This is a genomic window from Sinomonas sp., assembly GCF_036848755.1.
In the GTDB taxonomy this organism is placed as follows: domain Bacteria; phylum Actinomycetota; class Actinomycetes; order Actinomycetales; family Micrococcaceae; genus Sinomonas.
Map to the genome: position 1 here is coordinate 1 of NZ_DAIUJO010000086.1, position 15,644 is coordinate 15,644.

General features: G+C 67.3%; 14 protein-coding genes and 1 pseudogene. 2 read left to right on the forward strand and 13 right to left on the reverse strand.

Annotation, left to right across the window (positions count from 1 at the left end; genetic code table 11):
- Positions 1 to 164: 164 nt before the first annotated feature.
- From V7053_RS13545 to V7053_RS13585, 9 genes are all read right to left on the reverse strand, one after another.
- Complete coding sequence (locus V7053_RS13545) at positions 165 to 1,136, reverse strand: phosphodiesterase (protein WP_334172801.1); 972 nt, start codon at positions 1,134 to 1,136, stop codon at positions 165 to 167.
- A 187-nt stretch (positions 1,137 to 1,323) separates the two neighbouring features.
- Complete coding sequence (locus V7053_RS13550; RefSeq protein ID WP_334172802.1) at positions 1,324 to 1,842, reverse strand: gluconokinase; 519 nt, start codon at positions 1,840 to 1,842, stop codon at positions 1,324 to 1,326.
- Positions 1,839 to 3,068 carry a D-mannonate dehydratase ManD gene (manD, locus tag V7053_RS13555; RefSeq protein ID WP_334172814.1) on the reverse strand — a complete coding sequence of 410 codons (1,230 nt, stop codon included), beginning with the start codon at positions 3,066 to 3,068 and terminating at the stop codon, positions 1,839 to 1,841. The genes V7053_RS13550 and manD overlap by 4 nt, the downstream gene beginning before the upstream one ends.
- A gap of 125 nt (positions 3,069 to 3,193) precedes the next feature.
- Positions 3,194 to 4,513 (reverse strand): mannitol dehydrogenase family protein, encoded by a 1,320-nt coding sequence (locus tag V7053_RS13560; protein ID WP_334172803.1) that lies wholly within the window; start codon positions 4,511 to 4,513, stop codon positions 3,194 to 3,196.
- A 32-nt stretch (positions 4,514 to 4,545) separates the two neighbouring features.
- Entirely contained in the window at positions 4,546 to 5,967 is a 1,422-nt protein-coding gene (gene uxaC / locus V7053_RS13565) for a glucuronate isomerase (protein ID WP_334172804.1), read from the reverse strand.
- Positions 5,968 to 6,186: 219 nt separating this feature from the next.
- The gene (locus V7053_RS13570) at positions 6,187 to 7,023 is read right to left on the reverse strand and encodes a sugar phosphate isomerase/epimerase family protein (RefSeq protein ID WP_334172805.1); all 837 of its coding nucleotides are present in this window, start codon (positions 7,021 to 7,023) and stop codon (positions 6,187 to 6,189) included.
- Positions 7,024 to 7,025: 2 nt separating this feature from the next.
- The gene (locus tag V7053_RS13575) at positions 7,026 to 7,991 is read right to left on the reverse strand and encodes a carbohydrate ABC transporter permease (protein ID WP_334172806.1); all 966 of its coding nucleotides are present in this window, start codon (positions 7,989 to 7,991) and stop codon (positions 7,026 to 7,028) included.
- A complete protein-coding gene (locus V7053_RS13580) occupies positions 7,988 to 9,007 on the reverse strand; it encodes a carbohydrate ABC transporter permease (protein WP_334172807.1) in 1,020 nt (339 codons plus the stop codon). The genes V7053_RS13575 and V7053_RS13580 overlap by 4 nt, the downstream gene beginning before the upstream one ends.
- Before the next feature lie 30 nt (positions 9,008 to 9,037).
- The gene (locus V7053_RS13585; RefSeq protein ID WP_334172808.1) at positions 9,038 to 10,384 is read right to left on the reverse strand and encodes an ABC transporter substrate-binding protein; all 1,347 of its coding nucleotides are present in this window, start codon (positions 10,382 to 10,384) and stop codon (positions 9,038 to 9,040) included.
- 138 nt (positions 10,385 to 10,522) lie between these two features.
- On the opposite strand from V7053_RS13585, the gene V7053_RS13590 reads away from it, so the two are divergent.
- Entirely contained in the window at positions 10,523 to 11,542 is a 1,020-nt protein-coding gene (locus tag V7053_RS13590; RefSeq protein WP_334172809.1) for a LacI family DNA-binding transcriptional regulator, read from the forward strand.
- Positions 11,543 to 11,607: 65 nt separating this feature from the next.
- On the opposite strand, the gene V7053_RS13595 is transcribed toward V7053_RS13590, so the two are convergent.
- The 4 genes from V7053_RS13595 to V7053_RS13610 form a co-directional block, all read right to left on the reverse strand.
- The gene (locus V7053_RS13595; protein WP_334172810.1) at positions 11,608 to 12,774 is read right to left on the reverse strand and encodes a Gfo/Idh/MocA family protein; all 1,167 of its coding nucleotides are present in this window, start codon (positions 12,772 to 12,774) and stop codon (positions 11,608 to 11,610) included.
- Between the two features lie 54 nt (positions 12,775 to 12,828).
- Positions 12,829 to 13,740 (reverse strand): sugar phosphate isomerase/epimerase family protein, encoded by a 912-nt coding sequence (locus V7053_RS13600; protein ID WP_334172811.1) that lies wholly within the window; start codon positions 13,738 to 13,740, stop codon positions 12,829 to 12,831.
- A gap of 154 nt (positions 13,741 to 13,894) precedes the next feature.
- Positions 13,895 to 14,959 (reverse strand): Gfo/Idh/MocA family protein, encoded by a 1,065-nt coding sequence (locus tag V7053_RS13605; protein WP_334172812.1) that lies wholly within the window; start codon positions 14,957 to 14,959, stop codon positions 13,895 to 13,897.
- A 127-nt stretch (positions 14,960 to 15,086) separates the two neighbouring features.
- On the reverse strand, positions 15,087 to 15,434 hold the full coding sequence (locus tag V7053_RS13610) for a hypothetical protein (protein WP_334172813.1): 348 nt from the start codon (positions 15,432 to 15,434) through the stop codon (positions 15,087 to 15,089).
- A 17-nt stretch (positions 15,435 to 15,451) separates the two neighbouring features.
- Here V7053_RS13610 and V7053_RS13615 point away from each other — a divergent pair.
- A pseudogene (locus tag V7053_RS13615) lies at positions 15,452 to 15,644 on the forward strand (ammonia-dependent NAD(+) synthetase); the annotation flags it as partial.

The window sequence follows — 15,644 nt, forward strand, 5'->3', positions numbered from 1 at the left end:
GCTATCCCCACCCCTGATCGTCTCGGGTACGGCAACTCACGTGCGGCGTCGAGCGCCTCTTGTGTTGCCGTACCCGAAACGCCCTATGCGGGGAGTTTCTGTACCCGAAACGCCCTATGCGGGGAGTTTCTGTACCCGAAACGTCAGAGGCGGAGGACGGGGGGTCAGAGGACGGGGAGCATTCCCGTGGTGGGGTGGGAGTCGTCCTTGAAGGCAGGATCGCCTTGGAACGCGCCTTCGTCCTCGGGGAACTCGACGCCGGCCTGGGCGAGGATACGCGCGACCTCAGTCGGCGCTACCTCCCTGCCGACTGTCTCGCCGCCGGCAGCCGGCACCACCGAGTGCATCACGGTGTCGGCGTAGACATGCACCAGGTTGTACGCCTGGGCCGTGTCACGTCCGCGGGTCCCCCGGATCCCGTTCTCCGGATCGACGACGGCGGCGAGGTCCTGCGTGTAGCAGGTCGCCGAGGCGACGGACACAGGGATTCCCGCGAACGTCGCGCTCGTGGAGTAATGAAGGTGGCCGGCCAGGATGGCGCGGACATCGCTCCCCCGCAGCACCTCCGCGAGGGCCGCCTGGCCGCGCAGCTCGACGAGCACAGCCAGATCTTGAACGCACGGCACGGGCGGGTGGTGCATCGCGAGGAGGGTCCCATCCGGCGCGGGGAACTCGAGCTCCTCGGCGAGCCACTCAAGCTGGGAGGGCTCGAGCTCACCGTGGTGGAACCCCGGGACTGTGGTGTCGAGCGTGATGACCCGAAGGCCGCCGAGCCAGTGCACGCGGTCGAGCGGCTCGGTCGAAGGCTCCTCGCCGAGGAGGGCAGACCTCAGCTCGGCCCGGTCGTCGTGGTTGCCCATGGCCCAGATGAGGCGGGCACCCAGCCGTTCGGCAGCCGGCTCGGCGATCTTCCGCAGCCGCTCATAGGCCCCCCGCTGCCCCCTGTCCGCGAGGTCTCCCGTCACGACGATCGCCTCAGGCGACCCTCCGGCGTCGGCCGCCTGCTCGAACACACGCTCGAGCTTCGCGGCGGCGTCCAGATTGCCGTGAAGCTGGCCGTCTGCGAGCAGGTGAGTGTCGCTGAGGTGGAGGAGGAAATGGCGGGGCCGCGGATATTCGGCCTTGACGGTGCCCATATCAGCCTTCTAAATCGGGGTCGTGTTCCGCTAGTGCATCCTAGGAAAACGCACACAATGTTAATGTCAAGTGAACACGCCGCAAAACTGGGAGAAACCTCCCGGTACACTCTAGACCAAGGGAGGACGACGACGGAAGGTGCCTTCCGTCGTCGTCCTCCCTGTAGTTCTCGGCTCCTCGAGGGGATCAGAAGCTGCGGAGCCACTCCGCGGCGTCGTGGGCAATCTCCTCCGGCGACTCGGAGATGTCGAATTCTTTCCCCGACTCGTCGGGCTCGAGGTCCTCGAGCGTCTCGATCTGCGAGTCGAGCAGGGCGGGGGGCATGAAGTGCCCGGGCCGGGTCTTCATCCGCTGGGCGAGGATCTCCCGGCTCCCGACGAGGTGCACGAACCGGGTGTCCGGCGCAGCGTGCCGGATCATGTCACGGTAGATCCGCCGAAGGGCACTGCAGCCGATCACCATCGTCCCGTGGCTGGCGGCCATCCGATCGCCGATCGTGTGCAGCCACGGCTCGCGGTCCTCGTCGGTGAGCGGGATGCCCGCCGCCATCTTGTCGATGTTCGCCTGAGGGTGCAGCACGTCGCCGTCGAGGTACTCGCCGCCGAGCTCTTTGGCAAGCAGCTCCCCTACCGTGCTCTTGCCCGAGCCCGAGACGCCCATCACGATGACGTGCAGCACCTGCGGCACCCCGCCCACCTCGGTCACCAGTCGTGGACCGTGCCGTCGATGAGCCGGTTGTACGGCAGATAGGCCTGCTGGTACGGGTAGGTTGCTGCGGCCTCCTCGTTGAACTCGACGCCCAGCCCCGGCTTCTCGCCCGGGTGCAGGTAGCCGTCGATGAAGGTCATGGACTGCTCGAAGACCGTGTTCGTCGCCTCGGAGTGCTGCATGTACTCCTGGATCCCGTAGTTGTGGATCGCCAGGCCCACGTGCAGCTGCGCAGCGAACCCGACCGGAGAGATGTCAGTGGGACCGTGGAAGCCGGACTTGATCTGGTACTGGGCCGCGTAGTCCATGACCTTCTTGAGCGGGCTGATCCCGCCGAAGTGCGTCGAGGCCGCCCGGACGTAGTCGATGAGCTGCTCGCGGATGAGCAGCTGGAAGTCCCACACGGTGTTGAAGATCTCGCCGATCGCCAGCGGCGTCGTCGTGTGCTGGCGCACGAGCCGCAGCCCCTCCTGGTTCTCGGCCGGGGTGCAGTCCTCGAGCCAGAACAGGTCGTACGGCTCGAGCGCCTTGCCGAGCTTCGCCGCCTGGATCGGCGTCATCCGGTGGTGGCCATCGTGCAGGAGCGGGATGTCCGGGCCGAACTCGTTCCGCACGGCCTCGAACACGGTCGGCAGGTGCTTGAGGTACGCCCGGGTGTCCCAGTCCTCCTCGGTGGGGAATGCCCCACGCCCTGCCGGCTCGTAGTCATAGCGCTCGCCCGAGGCCTGCGTCTGCGCCGCGACGCCGTAGACCGCCTTGATGCCGGGGATGGCGGTCTGGACGCGGATCGACTTGTAGCCGAGCTCGAGGTGGTGCCGGATCGAGTCGAAGAGCGAGGGCAGGTCCGTGCCGGACGCGTGCCCGTAGGCACGCAGGCCGCGGCGGGACGCTCCGCCGAGGAGCTGGTACACGGGCAGGTTCGCGACCTTGCCCTTGATGTCCCACAGCGCCATGTCCACCGCCGCGATCGCCGCCATCGTCACCGGGCCGCGCCGCCAGTACGAGGACCGGTACAGGAACTGCCACGTGTCCTCGATCATGTGCGGATCCTTGCCGATCAGCAGCTGGGCGACGTGCTCCTTCAGGTACGCCGCGACCGCGAGTTCACGGCCATTGAGCGTCGCGTCCCCGATGCCCGTGATGCCCTCGTCGGTCGTGATCTTCAGCGTCACGAAGTTCCGCGACGGGCTCGTCACGAACACCTCGGCGGCAACGATCTTCATGGTGGTCCTCTCCATTCAGAACGGGTTCCTCGCACCGTGCGCGTGATGCGACGGTCTTGGCGGCTCCACCCCAGAATACTGAGGCTCGCGCTGGGAGTGGCAATCGGTTGCCACCAGTTGCCATGTCAGTGCGCTGCGAAGCCCAAGAGTCCATGGATGAGGTCGACGACGGCGGCGTCCGCGGCGAGATCGGCGTCGACGAGCCGGATCAGGGCTTCCGTCCGCTCCCGCCCTTCACCTCCGAGGGCTTCCCGGATAGCTCCGACGAGGGGATCGGAGATGTCCGCGCCACTCCCAACCCAGTCGATCCAGGCCGCGATCATGCGCGCCGCACCGAGGCCACCCCGGCCCTCAGCACGTTCCGCCTGCAGGACCGGCACGGCCCGCAGGCGCAGCTTGAGCGAGCCGTCCTGGGCGATCTGTGCGAGGTAGTGGGCGATCCGGGGGTTCGCGAACCGCTCGAGCAGGGCCGCGCGGTACGCAGGCACGTCGAGTTCGGGCAGCGTGAGATGCCGGGCGGCCTCGTCCCAGAACTCCGCCATGGCCCGGCGGCACACGGGATCGCCCAGCGCATCCGCCACGGTCTCGTGGCCCCTGAGCTGACCCGAGTAGGCCAGCATCGTATGGGCTCCGTTGAGGAGCCACAGCTTGCGGTTCTCGAAGGGTTCGATGTCGGCCACGAACTGTGCGCCCGCGTCCTCCCACGCCGGCCGCCCGGCCGGGAACTCGCCCGAGAGGATCCAGGACGCGAACGGCTCGGCCACAACAGGCGACGCATCCCGGTACCCGCACCGCTCGGCGACCTCGGCGACGTCGTCCGGCGTCGTCCGCGGCGTGATGCGGTCCACCGAGGTGCCGACGAAGCTCACGTTCTCCCGCACCCAGGCGGCGAGCCCGCCCTCCTCCGACTCGGCGTCGAGGTCCTCGGCAATGCGGACGACGGCGGCCCTCGCCACCTCGCCGTTGCCGGCGAGGTTGTCACAGCTCACGACGGCGATCGGCCCGGCTCCCGCAGCGCGCCGCGCTGCGAGCCCGCGCACAAGGCGCCCGAGCGGCGCGTCGGGGCCGTCGTCGTCGTACACCTTCTCGGTCACCGTGAGGGTGACGACCGCCGTCTCGGGCGCGGCAAGGAGCTCCTCGAGCCGCCCGACGTCGGCGCCGTCGACGGCCTCTGCGATCGAACCCACGACCTCGAAGCGATCCCCGTCCGCGGAGCGCTCGATGAGCGTGAACAGCCCCTCCTGCGGAGCGAGCGCGAGCGCCGCGTCCGGGCGTCGGCCCGTGAAGGACGCGATGCCCCACTCCGCGGCGTCGCGCGCCCTCGCCGTGAACCACGCCTGATGCGAGCGGTGGAACGCGCCCAGGCCGAGGTGGACGATCCGCACCGGCGGGGCGGGCTCTCCGTGACGGGTCAGGAGCGGCAGCTCCGTGGTAGTGCTCGGCATGGGCTTCCTCCTAGACGACTGCAGCCTGGCGGCTAGAGCTTGAAGACGCGGCGCGGCGCGCGGTCGACGACGTCGACGATGAGCTCGTGCGCGCGCGCCTCGGTGACGCGATGCTCCGCGACCAGCCTAGCGAGGAACGATGCCTCGACCCGGCGAGAGGTGTCATGCCGGGCGGGGATCGAGCAGTACGCGCGCGTGTCGTCGATGAAGCCCGAGGACCGCGAGAACCCGGCCGTCTCAGTCACGGCCGAGCGGAAGCGCAGCATCGCGTCCGGCGCGTCGAGGAACCACCACGGGGCTCCGATGTACACCGAAGGGTAGAACCCCGCGAGCGGGGCGAGCTCTCGGGAGAACACGGTCTCATCGAGCGTGAAGAGGACCAGATGGAAGTCCTTCGCCGTGCCGAAATCCTGCAGGAGCGCGTGGACACCCTCCGTGTAGTTCACCGCAAACGGGATGTCGTGGCCGGTGTCCCCGCCGTACGCGGCGAACGTGGGGCCGTGATGGTTGCGGTACGAGCCGGGGTGGATCGTCATGACGAGCCCGTCCTCGACCGACATCCGCGCCATCTCCCACATCATGTGGGCCTCGAACGCATCCCGGTCGGCCGCCGTGACATCCCCGCGGCGGGCCTTGTCGAACAGGGCCTCTGCCTCTGACTGTTCGAGCCTGAGCGTGAGCGGGGTCCGGACCCCGTGGTCCGCCGAGACCGCGCCGTGGTCCACGAAGTACCGCCGGCGGCTCTCGAGGGCACGCAGGTAGCCGGCGAACCCGCCGACCCCGCCGGATGCCTCGGCCGTGAGCCGCTCCACCCGCTCGGCCCACTCCGGGTGGGCGACGTTGATGTACGCGTCGGGCCGGAATGTCGGCAGCACGCGGCCGCGGAAGGACTCGTCCTTCGCGAGCCGCTCATGCGCCTCGAGGGAATCGAGAGGGTCGTCGGTCGTGGCCAGGACCTCGATCCGGAAGTCTTCGAACAGCTTCCTGGGTCGGAAGTCCGGCTCGGCCAGCTTGGCCGCGATCGCGGCGTACACGGCGTCCGCGTTCTCCGGCCCGAACGACTCCACCATCTCTGCCGGCAGACCGAAGACATGCTCGAACTCGCTGCGCAGCCAATACCCCGACGCGGTGCCGTCAAAGAGCGGCCACGCCTCGGCGAAGTGGCGCCAGCCCTGGAGGGAGGCCTCCCGTCCCTGCCCCTCCCCGAATCCGAGCTCGCTCAGCGGAACGCCGGATGCGTGGATGAGCCGGGTCACGTAGTGGTCCGGGGTGACGAGGAGGGCGGTGGGGTCCGGGAAGGGGACGTCGTCCGCGATCCACTCTGCCGGAACGTGACCGTGCGGGGACAGGATGGGGAAATGCTCGACGTCGGCGTACAGCTCGCGTGCGATCCGGCGCGTTCCCGGGTCGGCCGGGAAGAGCCGGTCCGGGTGGGCGGCAAGGGAATCAGTCATCGTCACTCTCGATTCGTCTGAAGGATGAGGTGGCCTCGGAAGGGTGGGCTCCCGATTCCCCAGCTCTTGCGCCGTATTCCCCAGCTTCAAGTGAACCGACGCAGCGAGTCGGCGGAAACCGACGGCGAGTCGCGCCGTCGTCCGCTCTGAAGCCGGGGAAATCGGAACTGAAGTTGGGGAAGCCGGAACTGGAATTGGGGAGACCCGCGGAGGCTCTGCTCAGGCGACCCCGACGCCTGCCGCGTCCAGGACCTTCGCGAACGCTCGCGCCGCGACCCCGAACGCGTACGGCCCACTGAAGCCGCCCGTCTCGTAGGCGTACGCGAGGTGAGGCTCGAGCGATGCGAAGCCCTCGTACCCGCTGTCGCGGAGGGCCTCGACCGTCCGGAGCACCTCCCCGTCGCCCTCGCCCGCGGGGACCACCTGACGGGTCGAGAACAGCGCATCCTTGACCTGGAGGTATACGACATGCGGGCGGAGACGCTCGTAGCCGTCGGAGAAAGGCTTGACGCCCACCTGCACGAAGTTCGCGGGATCCCACGCGAGCTTGAGGGCGGGGGAATCCACCGTCTCGACGATGTCGAGCACCCGCTCGGGGATGTCGCCGAAGATGTCCTTCTCGTTCTCGTGCACGAGCACGACGCCGGTTCCCTCGGCGCGGCGCGCGAGCGCCGCCATCCGCTCGATGACCGCGTCGCGGACGTCCTCGGGCGCCTTGCCCTCGTAGTAGAAGGAGAAGATCCGGATGTAGGGGGCGCCGAGGACCTCCGCCGCCCGAAGGGCCCGGCCCAACCGCTCGACCTCGTGCTCGACCGGGAGGCCGACGTCGACCTTGCCGATGGGCGAGGCGATCGCGGAAGCCTTCAGACCGGCCTCGTCGAACACCTTCTTGAGCTCGGCGAGCTGCTCCTCGCTCAGCTCGATGATGTTCGTGCCCCACGCGCCCCGGACCTCGATGTGGCTTGCCCCGAGAGCGCGCATGACAGCCGCCTGGACGCGAGGGTCGTCGTCGATCTCGTCCCCGAAACCGGATAGTGCCCACTCGACTTTCGCCATTGCTATTTGACTCCTCCGGCGGTCAGGCCGCCCACTAGGTACCTCTGGAAGAACATGTAGATCAGGACGACGGGCGCGGCGCACACGAGCGATGCGGCCATCATCTGCCCGTAGAGCGGGATGGCGCCGCCTTCGGTGCTGCTGGAGAAGACCTGCAGCGCGACGGCGGCGGTCTGGCTGCTCGGATTGGTCATGACAGACGCGAAGAGCACGTCGTTCCAGCCGGGCAAGAACGCGAAGATGGCCGAGACGACGAGGCCGGGCCAGCTCAGCGGCAGGATGATCTTGGTCAGCACGCCGAGATTCGTCGCCCCATCGATCCTGGCGGCCTCCTCGAGCTCACGCGGCAGGCCGCGGAGATACGTCACCATGACCCACGTCGAGAACGGGAGGGAGAACGTCAGGTAGGTGATGAACAGGCCCCAGCGAGTGCCGATCACCTGCAGGCCCAGATACGTGGCCGAGGAGGAGAACAGCACGAACAGCGGGAGCACGAGCAGCGTCCCCGGGATGCTCTGGAGGCCGAGGAGCGCGCGGAGGATGGTCCGACGCCCTCGGAACTGGTAACGGACCAGGACGAAGGCCGTGCCGATGGAGAAGGCCGCCGAGACGACCGCCGTCGAGCCGGCCACGATGATCGAGTTCGTCAGCCCGTTCGCGAGGCCGACGCTCGTCCAGATGTTCACGTAGTTGCCGAGGGTCCACGAGCTCGGCCAGAACTCGCCGGACGCCACGCCGATGTCCGAGTTGAGCGAGGCCAGGAAGATGTACACGATCGGGATCAGGACCACGGCGCAGAGGATGGCCGCGATTGCGGCCAGCAGCCATCCGGGGAGCAGGCGGGTCACCTCGCGCTGCTGGCGCGAACCGGGGCGTTCGACGTCGGCGCCCAACGGAGCGCCGAACGTTGCGGGAGCGGGGCGCACACCGGGGACGATGCGCCGCTGGGCGGCTGAGGGACCGGTCATTTGCGGCCTCCGGGGGTTTCGGCGTCGTCGAGCTTGACGGCGCGCAGGTACACGAACAGCGGGATCGCGATGAGGATGAGCGAGACGACCGCCATGGCGGCGCTGAGGCCGAAGCGGAAGCTCTCGAAGCTCGTCGCGTACGTCAGGTACGGAAGCACCTGGATGTCGTTGGGCGCCGGAAGCCCGAACAGCACATAGGGGAGCGTGAAGTTGTTGATGTGGTTCAGCATCCCGATGAGGACGGCGAGCGAGATCGGGCCCTTGAGGTACGGGAAGATCACATACCGGAGCTTCGTCCACCACAGCGCTCCGTCGAGGGCGGCCGCCTCGTGGACCTCGTGGTCCACGCCCTGGAGTCCGGAGAGGGCCAGCAGGTAGATGAACGGCCAAGAGGACCAGATCTGCACGAACACGAGCACCCAGTAAGTGTTGGGCCCGTTGAGGAAGAGGCCGGGATTGACGCCCATGTGGTGAAGCAGGGTCGTGATGATGCCTCCGGGCTGGAACATGGTCCGCCACACCGTGGCCACCACGAATCCGGGGAGGACGTACGGGATCAGGAAGACCGAGCGCACGAGGGCCCGGCCGCGGAACCTGTTCTGCGTCGCCACGGCCGCGGCGATGCCGAGGGGAAGCGTGACGATCGTCGCGATGGCGGAGTAGGAGACGCTGAGCCAGACCGAGCGGAAGATCCCGGACTGCACAATCGCCTCGACGTAGTTCGCGACGCCGATGAACGGGGCCGAGAGCCACTGGCGGAGCGTGTACTGGTCCAGGTCCAGGAACGAGATGTACACGCCGAGGATGAGCGGCACCACGATGACGACCACCATGAGGACGCCGCCCGGGATGAGCATCCACAAGGGACGGTTGCGCTCGGACATACCGCGCCGCCGCTTGTCCGGGACCTGACTCGGCGGCCCGGCCTGGGTGCCGGGCGCGGGCTGGGCCGGGGCCCGGCCGGCCGCGCGAGCGGCCAGCCGGGTCTTCGGTGCGGGATTGCTAGCTGTAGTCATGACTTGCCTCTGCGAAGTGAATCCGCTGGGTTACTTGGCTCGACTCAAGGACTGCTGCGCGGTGTTCTGCGCTGCTTGGAGGCGCTGGCTCAGGTTCGAATCGGACACATTCCCGGATGCGAGGTCGGGGATGCTCTGGACCACGACATTGACGAGGGCCAGCTGGATGTCTGCCCATGCACCGGTGAACGGCGTCGCATACGACTTCTTGGCCGAGTCGGTGACGGCCGCCATGTGCGGAGCAGAATCGAGGGACGCCAGGGCGTCAGCATTCGTCGGCAGATCACCGAAGATCTTCTGGTAGTTGAGCTGCTGGTCCTTGTCGGTCACCAGCTTGAGGAAGGCCAAGGCGAGGTCCTTGTTCTTCGAGTACGAGGCAACCCCCATGTTGTCGCCCGAGAGGATCGACGCGACAGCGGTTCCCCCGTTCGGATTGGAACCGTTGAGCGAGGTCGGCATGAGCGCGTAGTCGAAGTTGTTCTTGATCGCCGAGTTGTTGAGCGTGTTGAGCGATCCCGTGGACGTCATGAGGAAGAACGCGGACTTGCCAGAGGCGAAGTTCGCGAGCGCCTGGCTGTTCGACCAGCCCACCGAAGCCGGGTCCACGACCTTGTCCTGCGTCAGCCACCCGAAGTACGTCTGGTAAGCCTGGCTCACGGTCGAGTTGTTGATATTGGCCGTCTTGCCATCGACCAGCTTGTTGCCCTGCTGCTCGGACATGGCCCAGATGTACTTCCACGGGTCGAAGTTGTCCTTGTAGGCGACCGCCATGCCGTACTGGCCCTTCGAGGGGTCCGTCAGCTTCTTGGCCTGCTGCACGAGGCCGTCCCACGTCGTTGCGGGCTTGTCGATGCCGGCTGCCTTGAGGAGGGTCGTGTTGTAGGCCATGACGAACGGCCGGCTCACGAAGGGGACCGCGTACAGGTGGCTCGAATCCGGGCCGGAGATCCCGAGCGCCGACTGGTTGAACTTGGACTTGCCGCCGATCGCGTTCCAATCAGAGTCGCTGAGCTGGGCGAAGGCGCCCGTCGCGACCGCTGTTGGGGTAAACGTCGTGCCGAGGTCGTAGATGTCGGGGCCCTGGCCGGACACCGCCGAGGTCTGAATCTTTGTCAGCTCATCGTTGCCCGAGGCGAACGTCTCGAACTTCAGATCAGCTCCGGTGGCCTTCTTGAACGCGGCCGCGGTGTCAGTGAACCACTGCTGCTGCTGCTGCGGATAGGTCGTGTTCCGGCCGATGAAGACATCGAGCGTCTTGCCGGCTCCGTTGACGGGGCCGCCCGACGAGCTGCTTGTTGATCCGCTGCCGCAAGCCGACAGGGCGAGTGCCGCCGCTGTCGCGATCGCGGCCAGAGTGGCCTTGGTACCGAAGCGCATGTGTCTCCTCCTTGAGTACGACAGGGAAGCCAATGTGACCGAGCTCACCCCTGCATCGATAAGCACGAGCCTAAGAAGATGTGCAACAGAACGGCAAGCGATTGCCAAAAGTTGCCAGCCGGTGCTCCAATGGACGCCATGACCCCAGATGCGCCCTCTTCAGCCGAGCGGATGCCGACAATCCGGGACATCGCCGAGCTGGCCGGCGTCGCCACCTCCACGGTGTCCCGCGCGCTCTCGAATCCCCAGCGGGTGAACGCCAGAACCCGCGAGAAGATCGAGCGCATCGCGGCGGAGCTCCACTACGTGCCGAGCACCCAGGCGCGCGGGCTCAGCTCGGGACGCACCGGGGTCATCGCCGTCCTGGTCCCGGACATCACCAACCCCTTCTACTTCGACATCATCCGGGGCACCCAATACCAGCTCAAGGCATCGGGCTACACCCAGCTGCTCGTCGACACGGAGGAGGCGACCGACGTCGAACTCGATACCCTCCGCAAGCTGCGCCGCTCGACGGACGGCGTGATCCTCGCGGCGTCGCGCCTGACGGACCAACAGCTCACGGACGCCGCGCTGCGGCAGCCGCTCGTCACCATCAACCGCGCGACGGCGGAAGCTCCGACGGTGCTCATCGACACCCCGGGGGCCGTGGTCCAAGCACTCGAGCACCTTGCGTCATTCGGGCACAAGTCCATTGCCTACGCGGGCGGTCCGACAAGCTCGTGGTCGAACCACCGGCGCTGGAAGGCGATCGAGGAGGCCGCGGGCAAGCGCGGAATGTCGGCGACCCGTTTGGGACCCTACGCGCCCACGGCCTTCTCCGGCGCCGCGGCGGCCGACGGCGCGCTCGGCACGGGGGCGACGGCGGTCATCGCCTTCAACGACCTCCTGGCCATCGGCATGCTCCAGCGCTTCCGCGAACGCGGCGTGCGGGTGCCCGAGGACATGAGCATCGTCGGATGCGACGACATCTTCGGGGCCGACTTCTGCAATCCGCCGCTCACGACCATCTCCTCGCCCATCGAGCAGGCCGGCCGCGTCGCGGTCTCGATGCTCATGGCCCAGCTCGACCCGATCCGCGGGGGCACGCCCCGCAAACTCGCCGTCATGCCGACGCACCTCAAGGTCCGGGCGTCGACGGGGCCGGCGCCCCGCTGACCAGACAGTTGCGCCGTCACCTCCGCAGGGTGTCCACCCTGCGGAGGTGACGGCGCAACGAGGGATCAGGCGCGCTGCGGGAACTTGCCCTCTTCCGCGATCTTCTTGTTCAGGAGCGCGAGGAATTCGTCCTCGTCGAAGTCCATCGGCACCTCCTTGCCCGTCCAGGCGGAGAGGTGGATGGCGTTCGCGAGCCGCACGCCGAGGATTCCGTCGGTGCCTGGAGCGATGAGCGGGGTTCCGTCGAGGATGTTGGCCGCGAAGTTCTCGAACACGGTCGCATGCTGGCCGCCCCACTTCGAATCGAACTCGACGGGCTCCTGCGTGTAGTACTCGTCGGGGTTGAAGTCGGCGCTCGTCATCTTCCAGATGTCCTCTGTCGGGATGCTCGCGTTGATCTCCTGCTCGGAGCCCCGGTAGCGGGTCACGACGGCGGTCTTGGAGTCCTCGACGACGATCTTGCCGTTGTCGCCTGAGATCTCGAAGCGGTCCGTTCCGACGATCTCGTGCGTCGCGGTCGTGAAGGTCCCGGTGGCCCCGTTGCCGTAGTCCACGACGGCGACGACCTCGTCCTCGACGTCGATGTCCCGGCGGAAGCCGAAGCCAGCCTTCGCGAAGACACTCTTCGGCACGCCGCAGATCCACTGCCACAGGTCCAGGTTGTGCGGGGCCTGGTTCACCAGGACGCCGCCGCCCTCGCCGCCCCACGTCGCCCGCCACGCACTCTGGTTGTAGTAGGCCTGAGGCCGGTACCAGGTGGTGATGATCCAGTTCGTGCGCCGGATCGCCCCGATCTCGCCTGACGCCACGATCTCCTTGAGCCGCCGGAACAGCGGGTTCGTGCGCTGGTTGAACATGATCGCAAACGTGAGCTCAGGCTTGGACGCGGCAAACTCATTGAGCTCGCGCACCTGCTTCGTGTACACGCCTGCCGGCTTCTCGATGAGGACGTGGATGCCGCGATCGAGGGCCTGGATCCCCATCTGCGGGTGGAGGTAGTGCGGAACCGTCGTCACGACAGCCTCGACCTGACCCGAGCCAAGCATCGTGAGGTAGTCGTCGAAGATAGCGAGCTCGGGGTGGCGCTCGGCCGCGAGCTCACGCCGGGCCGGGTCGATGTCCGTGATTGCCACCAGCTCGATGTTCGGGACCTTGCCCTCACTGAGGAACCTTGCGTAGTTGCTGCCCTGATTGCCGAAGCCGACGATCCCGAGGCGGACTTTCTTGCTCATGCTTCCCTGCTGCTCCTGTCCGTGTTGCTGATCGGTGCTCTAGAAGCTGTGCTTCTAGAAGAGGTGCCGGAACCCGAGGGCCACGAGGTTGTCGTGGGAGATCCGGAGTGCCTCGAAGACCGTGCGCCCGTACAGCTGATCCTGTTCGACGAGCAGATACTGGGCACCGGCCTCGATCGAGGCGGGGACGATGGCGGCAAAGTCGAGGTTGCCCTCACCGACCTCGGCGAACTGGACCGTGTCCCAGAAATGACGCTGGAAGGCGGCGTGGTCACCCGTCTGGTGGGCGATGATGCCCTCCTCCGAGAGGGCACCGATGCGATAGTCCTTGAGGTGGACCATGGCCGTGCGACCGGCATACCGCGCGAGCGTGCGGACCGGGTCGAGGCCCCCGCGCTGTACCCAGTGGACGTCGATCTCGAGGCCCATGCTCGGCGCCTCGGCGGCGAGGATGTCGAGGATGTGACGACCGCCCATCTTCGCGAATTCGACATGATGGTTGTGGTAGTAGAGCGAGATCCCCTCGCCTTCGAGGGCCTGCGCCGCCTTCTCTGCGCGCTTGGCGTAGTCGACCACGGTCGTCTCACTGCGGAGCTCGCCCATGGGCAGCATTCCGATCCGGAGCATTCGGCTGCCCAGCCGCCGGCAGTCGGCGACCGCGCGCTCGACGTCGACGGCGAGGGGGTACGGCGTCGCCCCCTTCTCGCCGTCGAGCTGGGCGGACAAGGCGGCAAATTCGACGCCGAGTTCCCCCCGTGCCCGTTCGAGTTCCGCGACGTTCTCCTCGTCCATGGGGATCTGGGAGACTTCCACCACGCGATACCCGATGTCCGCAACCTTGCGTAGGGTCTCGAATGGGCCAATTTCCGCGAAGCTCTGCTTGAGCATCATCGCCTGGACGCCGATCCTGGCCATCGTTGCGCTCTCCTCGTTCGACTCGTGGGCCGTGTTCGTGACGACCGCCACACCCTTCTCACCGTAGGCAGGCGTGGCACGGGATGGAAACCGTTTGCCATCACTTGCCAAAGGGGAGTTTCTGTACCCGGAACGAGGAGAGCTGGGCGTTTCTGTACCCGAGACGAAGAGGTTTTTTGTACCCGAGACGAAGAGCTTTCGCGGGCTAGCGCCAGCTTCCTTCGGCGAAGGACCGCGCGTAGACGTCCTTGATGAGCCGCAACGCCGCCGTGGCCTCCTCCGCCCCGATCCAGAAGGGGACGCCCGAGTCGAGCGACGCGTAGAAGTCTGCAATGAGCAGGCGATGCGAGGCGCCCCAATAGCTCCGCTCCCCGGGAAGCGCCCCAGACTCCTCCACTACGTCGATCGTCCCATCGGCGTATCTGACGGTCAGGACGCCCCGGAGACTCAGCTCCGCGCGCTCGGTGACAAGATCGAGGGTCACCGGCGAGTTCACGGCGTTCGCATTGGTCGCGTAGAAGACGGACCGGACGGACCCGCCGTCGTCCGTTGTGTGCTCGAGGAGGATGTCCGCTGTGTCCTCGACCTCGATCACGCCCTCGAGCGCGCGCCTCGACGCTCCCCCGCCAACGACCTGCGCCGGACCCACGAGCCATTGGAGGAGATCCAGCGTGTGGATGGCCTGGTTCATCAGGAGGCCCCCGCCGCTGCCCTCCCAGCTGCCCCGCCAGGGCCGCGCCGCGTAGTAGTCGGCGGTGCGGTGCCACATCACGGTCGCGTTCGCGGCGAGGACGCGGCCCAGGCTTCCCTTCTCGAGCAGGGCCCGCAGCGCGCGGATCGTGGCGTTGTACCGATTCTGGAAGCACACGCCGAACTGCGCTCCGTGCTCGGCGAACGCCTTTCGGGCCGCCGGGGCGAGGGCCTCCGCGTCCGCGAGCGTGTGGGCAACGGGCTTCTCGGTCAGCACGCTGACCCCACGCGCTAGGGCTTCGAGCGCGAGCGGAGCATGCGCGTTGTGAGGCGTGCAGAGGTGGACGACGTCGACCTCGCCCGCGTCGAGGAGCTCACCGAGGGTCGCGTACCCCGGTACGCCGTGGGCGGCCTGCGCTTCGGCGAGCCGCCCCGGATCGGTGTCGACGACGGCGGCCAGCCGGACGCCGTCGACCGCTTCGATCGCGGCGAAATGCTGGGCCGAGATGTCGCCGCAGCCGACGACGGCGGCGCGCCTCACGCGGGACTGGGGGGACTCAGCGGACGCCTCAGATGACATCTTCCCAACCTAGTGACGACCCCGGACGCTAGGCAACCGCTTGCCGCTCCCTGCAGACCGCCAGACCGGGCCCCTGCAGGCCGGGCCGGGCGCCTTTTCAGGACTGGCTCCTTCCGGAGCCCGTCCTTCAGGACTCGTCGATGCGCTTGAGGAGGTCCCCGAGGGCCTCGCGGATCTCATCGTGGTTGTACTGGCTCGCGCGGCTCTCGCCGGAGATCACTGCGCATCGATGCACTTTGCTGAGGTCGCCGAATGGGAACTTGTAGTGCGCCTTGCTCTCCTCGGACGCCTCGTCGTCGATCCCGAGGAACCACTGCGAGTATTCGCCGGGCCCCTTCTTGTCGAGGAAGTCGCTCAGCTCCTGAGTGCTCGGAGCATGCTCGCTCCAGTCGTCGCGGCTGTCGCGCACGACTTTGCCCTCCCGAACCAGCGATTTCGCGTGTTCGAACGCTTTCTTGTTCAGCTTAACGGTCACGTGGGTAGGCTAAGCCCATGCGCGAACTTCAGGCGAAGATCATCGATGAAATGGGCGTCAAGCCCGAGATCGACCCGGCCGAAGAAGTGACGGCGAGGGTTGGGTTCCTCAAGGACTACGTGAAGGCCACGGGCGCCAAGGGCTTTGTCCTGGGCATCAGCGGAGGGCTCGACTCCTCGCTCGCGGGACGGCTCGCGCAGCTCGCGGTCG

Excerpts from the sequence above, each read along its gene's own strand:
- V7053_RS13595 (WP_334172810.1), bottom strand. The coding sequence starts at position 12,774 with ATGAGCAAGAAAGTCCGCCTCGGGATCGTCGGCTTCGGCAATCAGGGC.
- V7053_RS13585 (WP_334172808.1), bottom strand. The coding sequence starts at position 10,384 with ATGCGCTTCGGTACCAAGGCCACTCTGGCCGCGATCGCGACAGCGGCG.
- V7053_RS13570 (WP_334172805.1), bottom strand. The coding sequence starts at position 7,023 with ATGGCGAAAGTCGAGTGGGCACTATCCGGTTTCGGGGACGAGATCGAC.
- V7053_RS13575 (WP_334172806.1), bottom strand. The coding sequence starts at position 7,991 with ATGACCGGTCCCTCAGCCGCCCAGCGGCGCATCGTCCCCGGTGTGCGC.
- V7053_RS13545 (WP_334172801.1), bottom strand. The coding sequence starts at position 1,136 with ATGGGCACCGTCAAGGCCGAATATCCGCGGCCCCGCCATTTCCTCCTC.
- V7053_RS13560 (WP_334172803.1), bottom strand. The coding sequence starts at position 4,513 with ATGCCGAGCACTACCACGGAGCTGCCGCTCCTGACCCGTCACGGAGAG.
- V7053_RS13580 (WP_334172807.1), bottom strand. The coding sequence starts at position 9,007 with ATGACTACAGCTAGCAATCCCGCACCGAAGACCCGGCTGGCCGCTCGC.
- uxaC (WP_334172804.1), bottom strand. The coding sequence starts at position 5,967 with ATGACTGATTCCCTTGCCGCCCACCCGGACCGGCTCTTCCCGGCCGAC.
- manD (WP_334172814.1), bottom strand. The coding sequence starts at position 3,068 with ATGAAGATCGTTGCCGCCGAGGTGTTCGTGACGAGCCCGTCGCGGAAC.
- V7053_RS13590 (WP_334172809.1), top strand. The coding sequence starts at position 10,523 with ATGACCCCAGATGCGCCCTCTTCAGCCGAGCGGATGCCGACAATCCGG.
- V7053_RS13605 (WP_334172812.1), bottom strand. The coding sequence starts at position 14,959 with ATGTCATCTGAGGCGTCCGCTGAGTCCCCCCAGTCCCGCGTGAGGCGC.